Origin of the sequence: Rhizobium tumorigenes (genome assembly GCF_003240565.2) — a bacterium.
In the GTDB taxonomy this organism is placed as follows: Bacteria; Pseudomonadota; Alphaproteobacteria; order Rhizobiales; family Rhizobiaceae; genus Rhizobium; species Rhizobium tumorigenes.
Window position 1 is genome coordinate 203,458 of sequence record NZ_CP117256.1, and the last position, 18,981, is coordinate 222,438.

The window sequence follows — 18,981 nt, forward strand, 5'->3', positions numbered from 1 at the left end:
GTGACCCGGCGCGGCTTTTTCGTCATATATGTGCCTAGAGGGTATCGATAACCCCCCCGTCAACGCGTACGGACGCCCCGGTTGTGGCCGACGCAAGCGGCGAAGCCAGATAAGTCACGAGGTTTGCGACCTCTTCGACACTTGCCGCTCGCTGGATGATTGAGGTGCTGCGATGCTGCTTGACGAACGCCGCAGCCAGATCCTCGATCGGTAGGCCGGTCTTTTGCTGTTCCCCCGCAAGCATGGCCTGCACGCCCTCGGACAGCGTAGGGCCTGGAAGGACCGAGTTGACGGTGACACCCGTGCCGGTCATCCGCTTCGCCAGACCCCGGGCAACGGCGATGTCGGCGGTCTTGCTGACGCCATAGTGGATCATCTCGACCGGGATGTTGAAGCCGGACTCCGACGCGAGGAAGATTACGCGTCCCCAGTTCAGCTTTTGCATGCCGGGCAGATATGCCCGAGACAATCTGACGGCCGACATGACGTTGACCTGCCAGTGCCGGTCCCAAACCTCGTCTTCGGCGTCAAAGAAGTCGATAGGCTGGAATATGCCGGCATTGTTGATCAAGATGTCCGCATGTGGAACCCTGGCCACGAGTGCCCTGCATCCCTCTGCTGTCGATAGGTCGGCGGCCACCCCAGTCATCCTTCCGGTGATCCCCTCGCCTTTGAGCCGTTCTACGGCCCTTGCGGTCTTGTCTTCTGACCGGCCGTTGATGATCGTGTCCGCGCCGGACTTCGCAAGCTGTCTGGCGATTGCGTAGCCGATGCCTTCAGTGGAACCGGTGACCAAAGCCGTCTTGCCGGTGAGATCAATCTGCATTTTGTCTGCTCCCTGGGTTGATTGGCTATCGATCTTGAAAAGTATATCTGCAAAACGGGGAACGGTCTCCTCCCGGTTCCAGTCCCGTTGCAGTTCGCAGATCAACTGCACCCACGAGACGGGTTTGCCGCCGGCCTGGAGCAGCCTTATCAGGCCCGCCTCATGAGCTTCGAGCGAGGTTCCGCCGATGCAGTCCACGACCGGGTAGACTTCGAAGCCTTCATTGATCGTGTCGAGAGCAGGATGCACGAGGCACACCTCGGTCCACAAGGCCGCCATGATCAGCTTGTTACGGTCCGCGGCCTTCACCGCGCGATCGAAGTCCTCGTCCTCCCAGGCATTAATGGAGGTCCGGTCGATCGGCTTTACGTCTCAGAGGACATCAGTGATCTGATGAATGGTCGGCTGGTTGCGGCCCGTCTGGCCGTTGACCGTCGAGAGGATGATCGGCATCTCGTAGAGCTTTGCAATCCGGGCCAGCGCCGTAATGTTGGCCGCGAGCTCACGCCGAGGCCGGGAGGCGATGGAAGACACCTGGACGGGCTGAAAGTCTATGATGATCACGGCAGCGTTTTGCAGCGTAAGCAGATGGTCGCCGACGGGATCTCTGCGATGGGCAAAGGACCTCATATCTTGCTCTCTTCACTTTCCTGCGGGTGCGTCGGCGGCGTCGACGTACTGAGTGTCGGTGGGACCGACGCCTGTGATGAAGACCGCCGCCGACTTATCTCCCGTGAATGCGAAATGGGCCGTGTTAGCAGGCTCGGTGTAGAAGCCTCCAGGTCGCAGGACCGACGTGTCGGCATTGTCCGCCTTTTGACCGTATCCGAGATGCCATTCGCCGGAGACGACGAGCGCTTGCCGCTCATCGCGATGACTGTGCGCGGCGATACGGGTGCGCGCGGCCACTTGAAGCTCGATAGCGTACGGGCCGGGTTTTGTCGGATCGCCGGAAAGGACAACCATTTTCACCCGCTGCTGGCCCGAGGTCCCCGCTCCGCCTTGGCCATGGCTCAATGCGGCAACGTCATCTGCTTTTAGTCGCGTCGGCTTGAGCACGATGGATCGGGAGCACCGAGGAAGGCGCGGATCGCCGCGACCGTCGCTTCAGGTTGCTCCTCCATGAGCCAATGGCCCGAGTTTGCGATGACGACCTGATGCACGTCATCGGCGGCGAAGCGCATGACGTGAGCCATCATTGGACCAAAAGAGCGCTCGCCCCCAATCGCCAGAACCGGCATTTGCAAACGACCCTTTATCAGGGCGGCACGATTATCGATCGCATCCTGATCGAATGCGGCGAACTGCATGAATCCGGCGTGCATGCGTCCAGGCTTCGAGTACAATTCCGCATAGTGCGAGCGGGAGGCTTCGGTGAACCTCGAAGGGTCGGCGGCAAACTCGTTCCAGAACCGATCGAGATAGATCCGTTCCCGTCCCAGCACCAAACGCTCCATGTCGGGTCCGCCGAAACGAAAGTGCCACAGCAACGGACTTTTGAGAATGTCTTCCCAAGGCCCGATACCGGGAACGGGCGCGTCCATCATGACAAGGCGCGTGGTGCGATCGGGATATTCCCTGGCAAAGGCGTAGGCGACCATGTTGCCAATGTCGTGACCGACAACGTCGGCCTTCGAGACCTTCAGCGTATCCAAGACCCCTGCTAGGTCCTTCGCTTCGTTCTGTTTCGTGAAACCATCTGTCGCCACGGCAGACAGACCCATGCCTCTGAGATCCGGGGCGATGACGGTGTGGTCGGCCATCAGCTCCTTGGCGAGCGGCGCCCACATGTCGCCTGTGTCGCCATATCCATGGATTAGTAGGACCGCAGGACCCTTGCCGCCAATCCTTAGGTGAACCGTGGTTCCGTTGGTCGTGATCTCCTCTGTCCTGAAGGTGCCAGGGAAGTCGAAGGACTCCGCCGCCGCTTCGCCGCCAAGTAAAAGGCAAACCGCTATTGTTGCCAGTATCTGTTTCATCGAAGACCCCCATGGATGGAGGGTTTCTACTACGGGTACGGGTCGACCATCTTGCACAATCTGATCGTTTCTGGTGCAAAACTGAAGGGACGGAGCTAGGCATTCCGCCGGAGAGAGCAATCCGTCGCGGAGTTCACGTTTCCACCCAGTACCGCAAGAAAATTCAAGACAGCGGCGAGACATTGCACTAGCGTGCTGGAATAGAAGTGAGGGCTTTGAGACCGCGTAGCGAGGGCGATACGTGCAATCCGATCCTGCCTATGGTCAGAAGTTCGTCAGTCCGTTCAAAGCGGACTCGGCTTCGCAGCTTGCCGTGTCAGGAATAAAGAAGTCGCGCCTGCTCGTCTCGCGACTTCGACGAGATACGCCCGGGCACGGCCTGGTAACGGCTCCCCAGCAGGAAGGCGGCGCAGTCTACTCCGTCCTTCTGCAGCTTCGTGAGCAGACGAGCCGAGAGCTGTTCATCGCCGAAAAATGCGTCCATCGCGGCTCTTACGCGGCTCGCACGACCAGCATCGTAAATCATCTTGAGCGCCCTACGGCGAACTTGCTCAGCCCATTCGACAATTTGATGTTTACGGTCCCCCAAACCGCTCTCGACGAGATCGCCGACGAGCGTGGCGTTGCCCGAGTGAACCAACTTTACTGTAGGACTGGCGGCGTGTTCGACAAGACGGTCTGGCATCTGGGCAACGCTCTCCTTCCGGCTTTGGAACGCCCCAACGAAGTCGGCGCGCTCTATGCCCAGCAACTGATGCTCGCCATCAACACGTACTTTGCCCAGACCTTCGGCGGACTGCGACAGCCGAAAGATAAAGCGGGAATGCTTGCGAGCTGGCAGCTGAAACGAGCGACTGAGGCAATGACGTCGCTTGCGGACGACGATCTCTCTCTTAAGGAACTGGCATCTCAGTGCGGACTTTCCGTAAGCTACTTCGTGCGTGCCTTCAAATCCACGACAGGTGACTCGCCGCATCGTTGGATACTGCGTCACCGCATCGAATGCGCCAAGTCGATGCTCGCGCATGGCGATGCGAACCTCGTCGACATTGCGACAAGCTGCGGCTTTGCCGATCAAAGCCATTTCACCCGGATGTTCAGGTCGTTCGTCGGCATCACCCCGGCGGCGTGGCGACGGGCAGTAAAATCTTGACGATCTGCGATCCTCAGGACGATGGGAGCTCAACTTGGAATCGGATCAGCATTACGCGCAGAGGCAAGTGCGGCAGTTCAAGACCGACACCCTTTCTCAGATCGTCGCGTCAGGGCCTGCAAATTCGAAGCTCCTTGTGTCGCGGGTCAGGCGCGATACTCCGGGCCATGGGTTAGCCACGCCGACGAGGTCGGATTCGGTGTTCTCAATCCTTGTCCAGCTTCGCAAGCAGGAGCGTCGGAAGCTCTTTCTAAACGATAGGCTTGTTCATCAGGGAGCGTTCCCAGAGCGCACGGTTTCGGTGGTCAATCACTGGCAAAGTCCCAAGGCAAACCTGTTGAGCGCGTTCGATACGATCATCTTTACAGTCCCACAGACGGCTCTTGACGAAGTCGCCTACGAGCAGGCCCTGCGGCCGGTCCCGACACTGCTGTGCGAGAACGAAGGGCGCCTCGACGGCACGATCTGGAGCCTTGCCCAATCCCTCCTCCCCGCGCTCGAACGTCCGGAAGAGGTGGGGTCGATGTACGCGGAGCGTGTCCTGCTCGCGAGCACGACATATTTTGCACAGGCGTTCGGCGGACTGCGGCAGGCTGCGGCAAGCCGACACGGTCTTTCGCGTCGGCAAGGCCAATCTAGCCTTTGACCTCATGCAAGATCATCTTTATACTGATCTGTCCCTGTCAGCCCTTGCTTCCGAGATGAATCTGACAGCCCGGGAGTTCGCACAGGCATTTCCAAACACAACGGGCAGCGCACCTGACAGATGGATGCGCCGTCAACGAGTTGAAAAGGCGAAGATGCTGCTCCGCGCAACTGCGCTTCCGATTTCGCAGATCCCCACTGCCTGCGGCTTTGTGAGTTCGGAACATTTCTCGCGCATCTTCGCATCAATTGTGGGCGTAACGCCGGCTACCTGGCGAAAACATATTCTGAATTGAAGCTAGCGCCGAACAGCGCTCGACCAAGTCCTACCAATTGACTATGCGGAGAATGCTGGCCGGGGCATTCTGGGTCTTGAAGTCATAGGAACGAACGACCCGCGATCTAGCCGCAGGCTTCTAGCCTGAAAATCATCGGAAAAATGATTTCTCCTCCCTCGTCTGGTCCTTTGCCTTCTACCGGTTTGATCAGCAGCAGGCCTAAATCCTCGGCGGGATAGTTCGTTGCGCAGGCACACGGTCTGAGTCGGTCAATCCCACGCCGAAGTGGGCAGCAGCGTCCGCCAAAATCACTTGCAGCATCTTCGCGGCAGCTTCAATTTCATCCTTTTCACCTCTTTGAGGCAAGCGACCGGCATCCTTCGGGTAACGGTAGGTCGTAGCGTAGACAGTGAGGAAAGTGATCGGAGACATTCTTGCCTTCAACGGATTCTCGTTGGGCAGGAGATCTCTTAGGACGTCAAGTCGATGCGAGTCTCTACGCTCAGCCTTGATATTTTCCGAGTTGAGGAGCGCCAGAAGGATTTTCTCGGCAGCTTGCTGCAGATGGTAGACGTCGTTTCTGTTGTCTATTGCTGAAAGGGCCTCAGCTGCAACCAAATCTTCATGCGCCAGCCGAAGATAATTTGCGATGTGGAGACTAGCCGACATCAAGAACGACGCCGTCTACGACGATATGGCTGGATGCGGAGTTCGCAACGGCCAGGTCAGCGTGGAATTCTGAAAGCCTAATGCAGGAGACATCTGCGTAAACGCCCGAGCCTTCCTGAATGCGCCAACCAGACATGGGCGAAAAAAAGCGTTCCGGCGCTTCGTCGGAAACGATCACTTTCAGGTCCCAATCGCTCTGGCTAGTCGCTTCCCCGCGGGCGCGGCTGCCATAGAGAATGACATCGATCGGGCTGTATTCTGCCTTGATACGAGCAAGCAGCGTTCCCAACTCCGGAAACCGACCGGCAGAAGCAACACGTCCGCCAAAACTATCTGCAACAACAGTCATTTCCGTCCCATTACATCGCTCTTTCACCACTATAGCCGCTCTCGACAGGCATTTCTACTGGTTCGATATCAGGGTAAGCTACAGAGGTATCGCCTTCGCCGCGAAGGCTCGGCTAAACCGGCACAACCATGGCGCCTAGAAAGGTGGCGGCGCACGCAAAGATGTCGAGCGCAATACCTCGCCTTGAGCGGAGTCGAACCTAAGACCGCGCCGTTGTTTCGCGTCGATCTCATCCGAACCGTAGGGATGTCAAAGACTTAGAAATCCTAATCCACGAGCTCGTTCGCTAGTGCATTGCCAACCACTTAGGATGACCGTCTCGAATTTTTGAGAGCTGTCCTCGCCCTTCTTCTCGCGTCTCGCTGCAAAAGTTTGAATTCGCTTGAGGTCGTTCGCGATCAACCGGCACGTTTGAAAAGTGTGTCGTAGAAATTGGGTGGAAATGGATGAATAAATGGGATATGACAGCGTCTCAGGTATCGGATGCGAATGGATGGGCAAATGGAGCTTCTAAACACAGCGACCGTCCGAATCACGCCCGAAATCCTGTCGTTGATCGCCGAAATCGATGAATTCAAAGGTGCTTGGCGTGCGATCGGCCGGATCGCGCCTGAGCGGCTATCCAGCCTCCGGCGGGTTGCTACGGTCGAAAGCGTCGGTTCCTCCACACGTATTGAAGGGGCACGCCTCACCGACCGGGAGGTGGAAAAGCTACTGGCAAACATTCGCCTGGGGTCGTTTACGACACGCGACGAGCAGGAGGTTGCCGGCTATGCGGAGGTAATGGAGACCATCTTCAGTGCCTACGAAGCAATTTCGTTCACCGAGAATCATATCCGTCAGCTCCACCGCGACCTTCTTGCGCATTCGACAAAGGACGAGCGGCATCGCGGCGCCTACAAAACCCTCTCCAACAACGTGGAAGCGTTTAACGAGCAGGGCGAGAGCCTCGGCATCGTTTTCGAAACGGCATCACCGTTCCATACGCCGCGTCGAATGGAAGAGCTGATCGCCTGGCTGGATGAGCAAGGGCGAGAAAAGCGGCTCCATCCACTTTTGGTCGTAGCGATCTTCGTTGTCGTTTTCCTCGAAATCCATCCATTCCAGGATGGCAATGGCCGCCTATCGCGTATTCTGACCACTCTGTTGCTCCTGCGGGCCGGCTACGCTTACGTCCCCTACAGCTCGCTCGAAAGCATCATCGAGCAAAGCAAGGAGAGCTATTACATCTCGCTTCGACGCACGCAAGGAACGATCCGCAGCGCCGAGCCTGACTGGAATCCCTGGATCGAGTTCTTTTTGAGAGCCCTGCATCGGCAGAAGACGCGGCTTGAGAAGAAAATGGAGCGCGAACGCATTATCCTCGCCGACATGCCGGAATTATCTGTCACATTGCTCGAATTGGCGCGCGAGCACGGGCGGATCACGGTCGCGGAGGCTGCACGGATCACCGATGCAAGCCGTCACACCATCAAGGATCATCTCAAGGCACTCGTGGATCAAGGGCACCTCATCCTGCGCGGTGCAGGCCGCGGGGCATGGTACGGTCTTTCATGATGAACCGGATGTCAGGTCCATCTGAATAGATATGCCCTTGAACCGTAATGAACCCGCGACCAGATGGCCGAAATTGAATAAGCGTCTGAAACGCCAAGCTTTTTTGCATGAGGCCTATTTATGGAACTCAGGTGAGGAGCGGCAAGCCTGGCATGATCCGCCTTGACTTGTATCGAGCCAATGGCGCCCTTTTTCGACCGCATCAGCTACCGATATGTCCATCACTTCTTTCCTTACATCAATTTGATTTGCTGGGAATGCATGGTGACTTCAATTTGGCATGAGGGTCAGAGCGCCTTTGCTCTGGATCGAAATAGCCGCAACCGAATGAGCTTCACGCAAGGAGACCGAGATCATACGACCAAGCAGGCGGTTCGCTAGATATCCACCATTGAAGGCATCACCAGCACCTGTCGTATCGACGGGTGTGTGAACGGTTTGCGCTGGCGATGTTCCTCCGTCTCCATCCAGACGGTAAAATGTTGGATCTGATCCACACTTCACCACGATTTCGCTTGGACCACTCCTGGAAACTCGATCGAGCGTGGCGATGGGATTTTCATCGCCATAGAGGCTTCGCTCATCATCGAATGTTGGCAGGACTATATCACTTAGCGATAGAGCCTCGCCGATCACCTCCATCGCGAACTTTTGGTCGCTCCACAAGCGACTGCGGTAGTTGGGATCAAATGCAATCCTGGCGCCACGTTGGCGTGCGGCCGAAAGTTCATCAAAAAGAGTTTCAAGATGTTCATTGGGCATGACTGCCGTCGTAATGCCGGAGAGGTAGATCAGGTCTCTTCCAAGAGGCTCTGTCTCAGTGCGTTACGGTCAACAGCCAACTGGCGTGCGGCGGACTGGCTACGCCAATAATCGAAGCTCCGCTCATAGCCATCCAGCGTAATGGCGTAGAGACCGGGTCGCAATCCCGGGATGACTGGGCTGTAGGCAGTGCCGATCTCGTGTTCGTTGAAGAATGCCCGTTGTCTCCGAGAGAATCCATCGTCTCCGAAGGCCGTCACAAAATCAAGAATGCTATCAGAGGGCAGGAGCGCCCGCATCGTCCATAGAGTGTTGAACGTATCACCAGCGTAGGCCGACTGCCAGCTGTCCGGCCCGGTGCTGGATAGCTCGATCATGCACTCCCCCACGGAGGCAATGCTCAATCTCTTTGCCATGTTATCCCGCTACTACAATTTCGCATACCATCACGCATCAAAAGCCAGCTGTACTTTCAGCGTTTGCTCAGGATGATTCTCGACCAAATCGAAGGCCTTGCGAGCGTCGGCCGCGTTGAAAGTTTGCGTGATCATGTCTACGGGTTTCAGCTTGCCCGTCTCGAGCCACTGCACGACTTCGGGGATGAACCTTCGGTTGAGGCGCGAACCAACCAGGCTCAATTCCTTGCGAACGATTTCCTGCTGGCTGATATTGCAGGGCGCCGCCGAGAAGCCTAGAATCCCGATGCGCCCGGCGGGTCCCGCGATGCGGCAGGCTTCGTCGAGCAGTGCCGGGATACCTGCACCATCGATGACTATGGAAGGGCCGAGCCCATCCATCTCGTCAGCCACCTCTGCGGGTACAGATTTTTCTCGCGAATTTATGACGACATCGGCACCAAACTCAAGGGCTCGCTCGAGGCGTTGCGGGTCGATATCAGCGATGATGCAGCGCGCGCCGCGCATCTTTGCAACCTGAAGGACCGTGATACCCACCGTACCGGCGCCGTAAATCATCACGACGTCGTCAGCGCCGCATTCTGTGCGAGATAGAACGTTCGCCGCCACCGCCAGCGGCTCGGCAAGTGCTGCAACGTCAAACCCGAGCGACGGCGAGATCTTGACGGCATTTTCCTGCGGGATGACGGCGACCGATCGGAACCCGCCGTCTCGGTGGACGCCTATGACCTGCAACTTGGCGCAAACGTTCGAGCGACCAATGCGGCATGGATGGCATTTGCCGCAGGATATCACCGGATCGGCAACCACATGATCGCCGATCGCGAGGTGAGATACGCCACGGCCAAGCGCCGTTATCACTCCCGCGAACTCGTGCCCGATGATGCGCGGATAGGTGACGAACGGATTGGAGCCGTGAAGGATGTGCATATCCGAGCCGCAAATACCGGCCCTTATAACTTGGATAGCGATCTCCCCATCGCCCGGCGGCAGCGCGTCGCGCTGGTCAATGCCTAGCTTGTGGGGTTCCGAGACAGATATCGTAACCATGTTGTCTCCGTTGTTGTCTTGTCTGGTGCCAGACCCCCGTGGGAGGGTCTTTTAAAGAGCAGTGCTCAGACCGATTGAATGGATTTCAGATGCCGGTCGACGCTGGCTCGCCACGCAGTATCAATCATGAGCGTAGGCGGAAAAAGCCCAGGGATATCGAAGAAAGCCACGGAACCGTCATTGCGTAGCACGCTGTCTTGGGCCGCTTTTCGCAGCTCGTCGGCACGGGGGTCATCAACATTTTCCGTCGTCAGCACGTAGGCGATCCATAATGCCGTCGCATAGGCGAATGCGTCGGCATCCTTCCCGGCTGCTAGCGCCTCTAATGCTGGAGCGAAGATCCGCTGCGGCAATTTCTGAGTACCGTCCATGGCGATCTGCGCCGTCCGATGGGCGATAGCCGGATTGGCAAATCGGGCGACCAATTGCTCGATATATGCGTCAAGATCGATGCCCGGCACCGGATCGAGCGTCGGCAGCGCTGCCTGCATATGATGGCGAACGATTTGCTGATAATCGGCCACGGCCATGACATCGCGAACATATTCCAGGCCGTGTAACTGGCCTATATAGGCAATGAGCGAATGCGAGCCGTTGAGAAGCCTGAGCTTCATCTTCTCATAAGGTTCGACTGCGTCAACGAAGAGAGCGCCGCCTGCCTCCCAAGCGGGCCGCCCGGTGACAAAGCTGTCTTCGATCACCCATTGCGTAAATGGCTCGGTCTCAAGAGCCAGTGCATCCGCTGCTCCGATGATGCCAGCTGCACGTTCGCGGACTGCATCTGTTGCGGCGGGCACGATCCGATCCACCATGCTTGACGGGAAGCGGCCTTCCGTCTCGATCCACTGGCCGAGCTCAGGATCGCGGCGAGATGCCATTTCGATCACAAGACGACGAACGACATGCCCATTGCCCGGTAGATTGTCACAGCATAGTACCGTGAATGGCGCATGGCCAAGCGCATGTCTGCGTGCGAGGCCTTCAACGATGAAACCTATTGCTCCAACAGGGTTGTGCGGGTCTGCCATATCATGGGCCACCGCCGCGTGGTCGGCATGGAGGCCACCGGTTTTTGGATCTATCCCATAGGCCTTTTCGCTGACTGTCAAGGTTACGATCCTGATGGCAGGATCTGCGAGGCAGGAGAGGAGCGCTTCCCGATCTTCTGTCGCCGCGATTGCCCTGACTGTTGAACCGACGATCCGGGCGCCATCTCCCACACGGTCACGCGTGACGACAGTATGCAGGCAATCTTGCGCGGTCAGGGCATGAACGATGTCTGTCGACCGGAGACTTGCTCCGACGATGCCCCAGTCACCGAACTCATGCGTGAGCGCATCGTCGGTATAGACCGCCTGATGGGCACGATGGAAGGCGCCGATACCGAGGTGAACGATGCCTGGTTTCAGCGCGGATCTGTCGTAGCCGGGTGCCTGGACGCCCTCCGGCAGGATTGTCTGTGCATTCAATCGCTGCATGATCAAGCCAGTCCATAAGTCGCGTGCGACAGGGTCCGCTCGATACCGCGAAGCTCTGCCAGGCCCTTGAGCCGGCCGATGGCCGGATAGCCCGGTTGCGCGCCGCGCGTCAGATCGTTGAGGATTTCCTGGCCGTGGTCGGGTCGCATGAAAATCTGGTGATCTGCGCGGCCCTCAGTCCTGCGGCGATTTTCTTCAGCGACGATAGCAGCGATAACCGCCACCATGTCGGTATTGCCCTCCAGATGTTCGTCCTCGAAGAACGAGCATGGCGTGGTCTCATCTTCCCGCCGGACATTGCGCAGATGGACGAAGTGGATGCGCGACGCGAGGCGCCCGACCATTGCTGGAAGATCGTTGTCTGCGCGCACGCCGAGCGACCCTGTGCAGAAGGTCACGCCGTTGGCGAGGCTGTCGACGGCCTCAAGCACCTCGACGTAGTCCGCTTCGGTCGACAGGATGCGCGGCAATCCGAGCAGCGGCCATGGCGGATCGTCCCCATGGGCACACAGACGCATCCCGAGCTCTTCGGCAACAGGAACCACTTCCGACAGGAAGGTAATCAGGTTGGCGCGCAGGGTCTTCGCATCGATCGATGCGTAGCGCGCGAGTGCCTCGCGTAACTCGCCGATGCTGTAGCGGTCGGAAGACCCTGGAAGGCCGGCTCCAATATTGCGAGAGAGCGCGTCCTTTTTCTCATCGGACATGGCTCGGTATCGCTCTTCGGCTTGTGCGATCACATTTGGCGGGTAGTCCGCGTTAGCTGCGGGTCGCTGAAGAACATGGATATCAAACGCCACGAAGTCGATCAGGTCGAAGCGCATTGCCCGTGCACCGCTCGGCGTCTCCCAGCGGAGGTCGGTTCGTGTCCAGTCGAGGACCGGCATGAAGTTGTAGCAGACAGTGAAAATGCCGGCGCCTGCCAAGACGCGCAGGCTTTCCTTCCAGGCCTCAACATGGGCTTTCCAATCGCCCGACATCGTCTTGATGTTTTCGGATATCGGAATGCTTTCCACGAGCTCCCATTCCAGACCGCCGGCCCGGACCTCGCTTTGTCTCTTGGCGACGTCCTCGGTCGTCCATGCCGTTCCGGTTGGCACATGGTGGAGTGCGCTGACGATACCCTGGGCCCCCGCCTGGGCCGCGTCACGAACACTGACCTTGTCAATGGGCCCGAACCAGCGCCATGTATGTCTCATGCCTTACCTCTTGTATTCATTTCTGCGTGCAAAGCACCCGAACCGCCTTGATCGGATGCCATTTTAGATTCAACGAGTGCCACGGCTCTCGCTGGAGATCCGGAGCCGCCCACGATTGGCAATGGCAAGGCCACCAGAAAGCAGTAGGGCGGCAATTGTCCGAGATTGGCAAAGTTTTCGCCGATGAGAATGTTTCCGCCAAGGAGGATATTGTGGGCGGGGAAATTCGAGCTGCCATAACAATCGATCGAAAGGCAGTCCGAGCCGACGATACGAACGCTTCTCTCCTGCAAAAACTCGCTGGCACCCTGCGACAGGCCTGGCCAATCCTTGAGAAAGCAATCCTGTTGGGAGGCATCATTCCAGTACCGGTCCCAACCGAAATGGAAGAACACCGCATCTCCTGCCTCGATCGGACCGTAAAGGTCCTCGAACTCCAGGATCCGATCGATAGTTACGGCTTCGCGAGGGGCACAATCTTGGGCGTCGATGGTCGCCATGCGGCCAAAGAATTGCTCAAGGGAAATCTCTGCGATCGACTGGCCGCCCTTTATAAAATGCAAAGGCGCATCGAAATGCGTGCCGGAATGTTCGCTTAAGCAAAGCGAGTGGTTACAGGCGACGTCGCCGTTATCGTAGCTCTCAATGACCTCCTGGCAAAATGCCGGGTGGGTTGGCCAGACCGGCATGCCTTCCTTTAGTGGATGGGTGAGATCGATGAACCTGAAGCGGTCTCGCCTGAAAAGAGCGGTAAGATTGTCCATGTCAGGCAACCCGCGGTCGGGGCGCGATCGCCACGATGAGGATGATCAATGCACCGGTCAGCACGAAACGTACGCCCGCCTGCATCTGGAAGGTGTTCAGCATTGTCGCCATCAGATTGAAGAAAAGTGCGGCACCCCAGATGCCGACGGCATTCGCCTGACCACCCGCGACGCTGGTGCCTCCAAGCACCACGACGGCAATGGATTCCAGAAGGTAGACATCACCCATGTTCAGTGCTGCACCGCCGGAAAAGCCAGACAGCAGGAACCCCGCAAGACCGCCGGCAACGCCGCAAAGACTGTAGGCAATGAGCCGAACACGCCCCGCCGATATGCCTGCCAGCCGCGCCGCCGGCTCACTTTGGCCGACGGCCAGAAGACGGCGACCCCAGATGCCGCGCGAAAGGACAAGCATGGTGACAATGGTCAAGAGCATGACCGCGAAAGGCATGAAAGGAATGCCCTCAACGCGCCATTGCGTGAACGCAGACAACATGGCCGGCGGCTTCAGCGTCGCCTCTCCGCCAAGGTTGAAGGCGAAGGACTGAAACACGAAACTCCACGCCAGCGTCGCTATAATTGGCGGCAGCCGCAGCAATGTGATGGCAAGGAAATTGAGCATCCCCGCGACCGCGCCCACAGCAATTGCTGCAAGCAAACCAGCCAGGATCATGCCGTCCTGGGCCTTCATTACGGTCATGGACACATAGGCCGCAAGCGTCAGCACCGATGGTACCGACAGATCGATATTACCCGGCCCCGATGCAATGACCAGCATCTGGCCGGTTCCTACGAGCACACTGAAGGCGCCGAAGGTAAGGGCAGCGGTCAGGGTGGCCTCGGCACTGCCAAAGCCGGCATAGGCGGTGGTGGCAATCCACATCATCAGCGCAACAATGAAGCCGTAGGTCCACGGTGCAAGAGTAAGACGCGACATCATGATTTTTCCTCCGACAGGAGGACACGCCCGGCCAGCACGAGAAACAGGATTCCGCCCTGCGCGCCGATCTGCCAGGTTGGCGGCACCTGCAGGAAGCTCAACAGAGACCCGGCAAGGGAGAGCGTCAGTGCGCCGATGACCGTTCCGACCGGCGAGACGACGCCGCCGTTGAACGAACCGCCGCCAAGAATGACGGCGCCGACCCCAAGCAGCGTATACGCCGGCGCTACGTTGGGATCACCTGAAGTCGTCAGACCAGTCAACGTCACACCGGCAAGGCATGCAAGCACGCCGGCTGCTGCGTACACCAACACACGGATACGAGTGGTTGACCAACCTGCCCGTTCGATCGAACGCGGATTGGCGCCAGCACCGAGAAGAACCGCTCCATAGGAGGACCGGGTAATGATCAAGTGGCCCACCGCAGCGGCGACGACGGCTAACAAGATCGGCAACGGAATGAACGGTGGACGCCAGTTCATGAAGCCCGACAGCCATGCTGGCACCGAACCGCCCGGCGAGGGCAGGATGATAATGGCGATGCCGAGCCAGATGAACGACATGCCAAGCGTGACGATGATCGAGGGCAGCTGGCGAAGATGGATGAGCAGGCCAATGCCGGCATAGACGGCGATCGTCACCAGATAGAGTAGAACCGCCAGCAATGGATGAGCGTCGAGGTTCAGTGCGGTAATACATGTGATCAGCCCGACGAAGGCGCCGTTGGAAAGATCGATGTCACCCAGCATGATGATCAGCATCTGGGCGAGCGCCGCAAAGACCAGCGGCGTCGCAAGCTTGAAGAGCAGCGTGAAGCCGAAATAGCTCATGGCCGACGGCCTTATCCAGAAGATGATCGCAAGCATGAGAACAAGCGTAACGGCCGGCAAACCAACCTGCAGTGCCGCAGTCAGCCATGCGGGACGGCGGACCGACTGACGTCGGATCATCACATCAGCCATTTGCGCCTCCAAACGAAGCTTCGAGGATGCGGCCATGATCAATGTCAGCGCCGTGTATCTCCTCCACGGCCCTGCCTTCGCGGAACACGTAGAGCCGGTCGCAATTGTTGAGTTCTTCCATCTCGGTCGTATACCAGACGAAGGTCCGGCCCCGCTCGGCTTCGCTGCGGATCAATTGATAGACTTCCTGTTTGGTGCCGACATCGACGCCGCGCATTGGGTCATCCAAGAAAATGACGCTGGCGTCGGAGGCGAGCGCGCGTGCAAAAAGCACCTTCTGCTGATTACCGCCGCTCAATGAGAGGATGGGCGTATCGATGGACGGTGCCTTCACCTTGAGGCGTGCGGACCACTTTCCAGCGAGATCTTTCGCTCCGGTACTCGATACGAAGCCATATTTCTGCAGAGCATTAAGACTGCGAATCGTGAGATTATCGGCGATCGACCATAGTCCGAAAATACCTTCCAGCCCGCGGTCGCCGGCGACATAGGCCGCACGGATCTTGCCGCTCCTTTCGATCGCCGCGAAGATAGCCCGCAACCTCTCTCGCTGGCCGTGGCCGTCGAGACCCGCAAATCCGATGATTTCGCCGGCGGCGGCTTGGATCGGCCGGTCGGCAGCATCGATCCCTGCATGATCTATCTGCGGCTCGCCGAAGCCACGCGAACTCCGATTTTGTCTATGCTCGTGCGTAGCCTCGATGCTGCCCATCATCTCGACCAAATTGGAGCGCGACAGTCCTTGAGTTGCGCGCTGCGCAACGACCTTGCCGTCCACCATGACGACAGCACGGTTGCAGACAGAAATGATTTCGTTCAGCCGGTGCGTAATAAGAATGCACGCAATACCCCTTGAAGCTGCCCTGCGGATATAGGTCAGAAGCTGTTCAGTCGCCTGGTGTCCGAGGGACGATGTGGGCTCGTCCAGAATGACGCAGCGGACAGTGATATCTGTTTCCGTAAAGGCGCGGGCGATTTCCACCATCTGCCGCAACCCGATCGATAGCTCCGAGATCTTTGCGTCTGGGTTAATGCCGTGGCCAGGAAAGATCTCATCCAGCGCCTTCGCGATCAGATCTCGCGCGCGGCCGCGCCAGCCAAAACCCCGCAGCTGACGGTGGACAATGCGCGTGTTCTCGGCAGCAGAAAGGTTGGCGCAAAGCGACAACTCCTGAAATATGCAGCGCAGGCCTCCCGACTGGGCTCGCCCCGCGCTCCATATATCAACGTCTCCTCCACCATAGCGGAAACTGCCTGCCGTGCGCTGCACTGCGCCCGACAAGACATTCATCAGCGTCGACTTGCCGGCGCCGTTGTGACCGACCAAGCCAACCACCTCGCCGGAGCGTAGCTGAAAATCCACACCACCGAGTGCGTGGACGGCGCCGTAGCTCTTACGAATATGGCGAACATCGATCAGCGCTTCTGCTGCAGCCTGCGCCGACGAGGGGGTTGCAAGGTCATTCATATGTCAATTCTCACTTCGGTGCTGGAACAGCCGGAAGAGCAGTCTTGTTGACGTTGGCATCGATAATCTTTGCCACGAGATCCTGCGGGTACTGCGCGTTGACCACGCCACCTTCCGGAACCGTCTTCAACCATGCCTCGAGATCGGGCTGATTGATCTGCAGCAAAGGCACCTCAACGAATTTCGGCACCTTTTTGCCCGCTAGGATTTGCTGGGCAACCCAGAAGGCGACCTGCGAAACCGATGGTGTTGCGCCAAGCGAGAAGGTCTCATAACCGGACGCATCGTGCTCCTGCTTCCAGAGCCCTAGTTCATCCTGGCGATTGCCCATGATGATGATCGGCAGGTCCCGCTTTGCCGCCTTGAAAGCCTGAGCCGCGCCATAACCATCGCCGCCTTGGGTTAGGACTGCATCGACCTTGGGCAAGGAGGGAAGAATGCCGGACACCTCCTTCTGCGCGACTGTAGCCGTCCACTGGCCGTACACTTCGCCAACGCTCTTGTAGGCCGGATGCTCGGCCATTGCCTTGACGACGCCGTCATGCAGCCGCTTATCGAAGCCATCGCCAGCCATGCCGCGAATCTCGAGGATATTTGCCGGCCTGTCGCCCTGCTTTCCCTTGATGAAATCAAGCTCTGCCTTGGCATAGGAATTAAGGTTGTAGTCAACCACGTAGGCGCAGGGCTCGGTCACACCACTGGCAAAAGCGACGACAACTATACCTGCGTCGCAAGCATCCTTGATCGCGCCGTTGAGTGCCGTGTCCGAGCCGGCCAGAACGATGATTGCGTCATATCCTTGCAGGATCAGGTTCTGGATCTGCGAGGCCTGTTCGGTAACCGAGTTGTTGGCACTGACGACAGCCGTATCGCCAATCTTGCCATCGGCTTTCGCCTTTGTGCCCATGTCCTGAAAGCTCTTGATCATCACCTGCCGGAATGAGTTTCCGGCATAGGAGTTGCTGAATGCGATATTCTTGCCGCTGGTATCCCCCACGGCAATGCCATCCTCGGCGCGGGCGGTCGCAGTTATGGCTGGACTTGTCAGCAACGCCAGGCAAAGCGCGGCGGCAGTTCTCTTGTAGACGGTTCTCATCGGTGCTCTCTCCTCCAGCTTCCTGTTCAAGGCCCCGCTCCTGTCGTGACCCTCGGGTCGGCGGCGGATCGTTCGACGGCAATTCGTCGCCTCGTTCTCTGATATTCGCCGAAGCGAGTATCTCCCGAAACTCTGCTGTCGATAGGTCCGCCTGTCTCTCCCCAGGACTTAAGATACAGACTGCCATGGTAGTATGTCAACGTCTGTGATAGACTGCTTCGTCAGGATATGCGATTTGCGGAGATGGCGACGACTATTGCTGAGAAGGGGGCATGATGGCAGACAGACACGGGATCGACGAAAGTGCTGGCAGGAAGGGTGCAACCCCACCTGGAAACGACATTTTAGAAGCGATTAATATCCGCCAGCCCATCGCTCCTCAGGTTTATGAGCGTCTTCGCCGAGCTATAACGACGCTTGCGATGCTGCCTTCCGAGGCGCTGAGCGAAAAAGATCTCTCACTGCAGCTCGGCGTCAGCCGAACACCTGTGCGCGAAGCATTGATCCGGCTTGCGGATGAGGGATTAATTGACATTTTGCCGCAACGCGGGAGTTTCGTGGCGCCGATCCGTATCCACGATGTCGAGGAAGCCCAGTTCATCCGGGAATCGCTTGAGGTTGCGGTCGTTAAGAGGTTAGCGGGAGGCTGTTCGACGCGGTTCCTGACCGACATCAAAGCCAATCTTTCCCGGCAGGAATTGGCAGTGGCCCAGGACAACGGGGACCTGTTTTTAGAGCTTGATGAGGCCTTTCACAGGGGCTTTTGCGAGGAGGCCGGCCTCTCGAAGAGCTGGCGTGTTATCCAAACAGTGAAACTGCAGATGGATCGAGTCCGTTACCTCAGCCTCCCCGATCCCGCCCATTTGAAGACACTATTGGCACAGCACTGGGAAATCGTCCATGCGATCGAGCACGGGGATCGGGAGTTGGCGAGTAACGCCATGTCGGCGCACCTGCAGGAAGTACTTCGCACCGCGCAGCGGTTAAGCGTTCAGCGAGCAGAGCTAGTTGAGCGCTGAAGAATATATTCCGGAGAGTTCCAAAAAACCGAGATCCAGACTCTCGCGCCTTGAGAGGATCTGAACCGTCGGCCACTTACTTTTAGAGATGTTTCCTAACAATATCAACAGCCTTGAGCGTAAAGCTGATTTATGCAACTATGCACTTTTGACACCCAGGCGTGCCAATTCCGCTTTTGCACCGTCAAACTCTAAAAACGTCTTTGGGCATAACCGAATGCTTGCCTGCGGACGCCCGAAATCACTTTGTTGTCAAGCCTCGACGCTGCAACGGCCCATCAAAGACCTCCTTCCGCATATTTGCTGATCCCCGCACCAACGCTGTGAAGGCAAAGATCCTAGTCGATGGCGACGGTAAGGTTTTAACAGCC

General features: G+C 57.9%; 19 protein-coding genes and 2 pseudogenes. 5 read left to right on the forward strand and 16 right to left on the reverse strand.

The window, feature by feature from the left end:
* Positions 1-34: 34 nt before the first annotated feature.
* The 5 genes and pseudogenes from PR017_RS18750 to PR017_RS18765 form a co-directional block, all read right to left on the reverse strand.
* Positions 35-826 (reverse strand): SDR family NAD(P)-dependent oxidoreductase, encoded by a 792-nt coding sequence (locus PR017_RS18750; protein ID WP_111222324.1) that lies wholly within the window; start codon positions 824-826, stop codon positions 35-37.
* Positions 827-997: 171 nt separating this feature from the next.
* A pseudogene (locus tag PR017_RS28450) lies at positions 998-1,135 on the reverse strand (isochorismatase family protein); the annotation flags it as partial.
* Between the two features lie 63 nt (positions 1,136-1,198).
* The gene (locus PR017_RS28455; protein ID WP_425070044.1) at positions 1,199-1,456 is read right to left on the reverse strand and encodes a cysteine hydrolase family protein; all 258 of its coding nucleotides are present in this window, start codon (positions 1,454-1,456) and stop codon (positions 1,199-1,201) included.
* Positions 1,457-1,468: 12 nt separating this feature from the next.
* Positions 1,469-1,792: a cupin domain-containing protein gene (locus PR017_RS18760; protein WP_111222282.1), complete on the reverse strand. Its 324-nt coding sequence runs from the start codon at positions 1,790-1,792 to the stop codon at positions 1,469-1,471.
* Between the two features lie 71 nt (positions 1,793-1,863).
* Positions 1,864-2,805: an alpha/beta fold hydrolase gene (locus PR017_RS18765; protein WP_111222283.1), complete on the reverse strand. Its 942-nt coding sequence runs from the start codon at positions 2,803-2,805 to the stop codon at positions 1,864-1,866.
* A 241-nt stretch (positions 2,806-3,046) separates the two neighbouring features.
* On the opposite strand from PR017_RS18765, the gene PR017_RS18770 reads away from it, so the two are divergent.
* The 3 genes from PR017_RS18770 to PR017_RS28460 all read left to right on the forward strand — a co-directional run bounded on the left by PR017_RS18770 (position 3,047) and on the right by PR017_RS28460 (position 4,899).
* Positions 3,047-3,958 (forward strand): helix-turn-helix domain-containing protein, encoded by a 912-nt coding sequence (locus PR017_RS18770; protein ID WP_111222284.1) that lies wholly within the window; start codon positions 3,047-3,049, stop codon positions 3,956-3,958.
* Between the two features lie 337 nt (positions 3,959-4,295).
* On the forward strand, positions 4,296-4,604 hold the full coding sequence (locus PR017_RS18775; RefSeq protein ID WP_133255662.1) for a hypothetical protein: 309 nt from the start codon (positions 4,296-4,298) through the stop codon (positions 4,602-4,604).
* Between the two features lie 55 nt (positions 4,605-4,659).
* The gene (locus PR017_RS28460) at positions 4,660-4,899 is read left to right on the forward strand and encodes a helix-turn-helix domain-containing protein (protein WP_425070046.1); all 240 of its coding nucleotides are present in this window, start codon (positions 4,660-4,662) and stop codon (positions 4,897-4,899) included.
* Between the two features lie 201 nt (positions 4,900-5,100).
* On the opposite strand, the gene PR017_RS18780 is transcribed toward PR017_RS28460, so the two are convergent.
* On the reverse strand, positions 5,101-5,550 hold the full coding sequence (locus PR017_RS18780; RefSeq protein WP_111222287.1) for a HEPN domain-containing protein: 450 nt from the start codon (positions 5,548-5,550) through the stop codon (positions 5,101-5,103).
* Positions 5,540-5,929 carry a nucleotidyltransferase domain-containing protein gene (locus PR017_RS18785; protein WP_133255663.1) on the reverse strand — a complete coding sequence of 130 codons (390 nt, stop codon included), beginning with the start codon at positions 5,927-5,929 and terminating at the stop codon, positions 5,540-5,542. Before PR017_RS18785 ends, PR017_RS18780 begins: the two co-directional genes overlap by 11 nt.
* 453 nt (positions 5,930-6,382) lie before the next feature.
* Here PR017_RS18785 and PR017_RS18790 point away from each other — a divergent pair, with 453 nt between their 5' ends.
* Positions 6,383-7,456: a Fic family protein gene (locus tag PR017_RS18790; protein ID WP_111222289.1), complete on the forward strand. Its 1,074-nt coding sequence runs from the start codon at positions 6,383-6,385 to the stop codon at positions 7,454-7,456.
* A 270-nt stretch (positions 7,457-7,726) separates the two neighbouring features.
* Here the strand turns inward: PR017_RS18790 and PR017_RS18795 are convergent.
* From PR017_RS18795 to PR017_RS18835, 9 genes and pseudogenes are all read right to left on the reverse strand, one after another.
* Positions 7,727-8,634, reverse strand: a pseudogene (locus tag PR017_RS18795) (sugar kinase).
* A 30-nt stretch (positions 8,635-8,664) separates the two neighbouring features.
* Positions 8,665-9,684 (reverse strand): Zn-dependent oxidoreductase, encoded by a 1,020-nt coding sequence (locus PR017_RS18800; protein WP_111222290.1) that lies wholly within the window; start codon positions 9,682-9,684, stop codon positions 8,665-8,667.
* A gap of 65 nt (positions 9,685-9,749) precedes the next feature.
* A complete protein-coding gene (locus tag PR017_RS18805) occupies positions 9,750-11,165 on the reverse strand; it encodes a mannitol dehydrogenase family protein (RefSeq protein ID WP_425070047.1) in 1,416 nt (471 codons plus the stop codon).
* Positions 11,165-12,361 (reverse strand): mannonate dehydratase, encoded by a 1,197-nt coding sequence (gene uxuA, locus PR017_RS18810; protein ID WP_111222292.1) that lies wholly within the window; start codon positions 12,359-12,361, stop codon positions 11,165-11,167. The genes PR017_RS18805 and uxuA overlap by 1 nt, the downstream gene beginning before the upstream one ends.
* Entirely contained in the window at positions 12,358-13,125 is a 768-nt protein-coding gene (locus PR017_RS18815) for a cyclase family protein (protein ID WP_111222293.1), read from the reverse strand. The genes uxuA and PR017_RS18815 overlap by 4 nt, the downstream gene beginning before the upstream one ends.
* 1 nt (position 13,126) lies before the next feature.
* Positions 13,127-14,065 carry an ABC transporter permease gene (locus PR017_RS18820; protein ID WP_111222294.1) on the reverse strand — a complete coding sequence of 313 codons (939 nt, stop codon included), beginning with the start codon at positions 14,063-14,065 and terminating at the stop codon, positions 13,127-13,129.
* Complete coding sequence (locus PR017_RS18825; protein WP_240539140.1) at positions 14,062-15,027, reverse strand: ABC transporter permease; 966 nt, start codon at positions 15,025-15,027, stop codon at positions 14,062-14,064. The genes PR017_RS18820 and PR017_RS18825 overlap by 4 nt, the downstream gene beginning before the upstream one ends.
* Positions 15,020-16,495 carry a sugar ABC transporter ATP-binding protein gene (locus PR017_RS18830; protein ID WP_111222295.1) on the reverse strand — a complete coding sequence of 492 codons (1,476 nt, stop codon included), beginning with the start codon at positions 16,493-16,495 and terminating at the stop codon, positions 15,020-15,022. The genes PR017_RS18825 and PR017_RS18830 overlap by 8 nt, the downstream gene beginning before the upstream one ends.
* Before the next feature lie 10 nt (positions 16,496-16,505).
* Positions 16,506-17,591, reverse strand: coding sequence for an ABC transporter substrate-binding protein (locus PR017_RS18835; RefSeq protein ID WP_111222296.1), 1,086 nt, complete (start codon positions 17,589-17,591; stop codon positions 16,506-16,508).
* Between the two features lie 272 nt (positions 17,592-17,863).
* Between PR017_RS18835 and PR017_RS18840 the strand changes: the two genes are divergently transcribed.
* Positions 17,864-18,610, forward strand: a complete 747-nt coding sequence (locus PR017_RS18840) for a GntR family transcriptional regulator (RefSeq protein ID WP_240539141.1) — start codon at positions 17,864-17,866, stop codon at positions 18,608-18,610.
* The last annotated feature ends 371 nt before the right edge of the window (positions 18,611-18,981 follow it).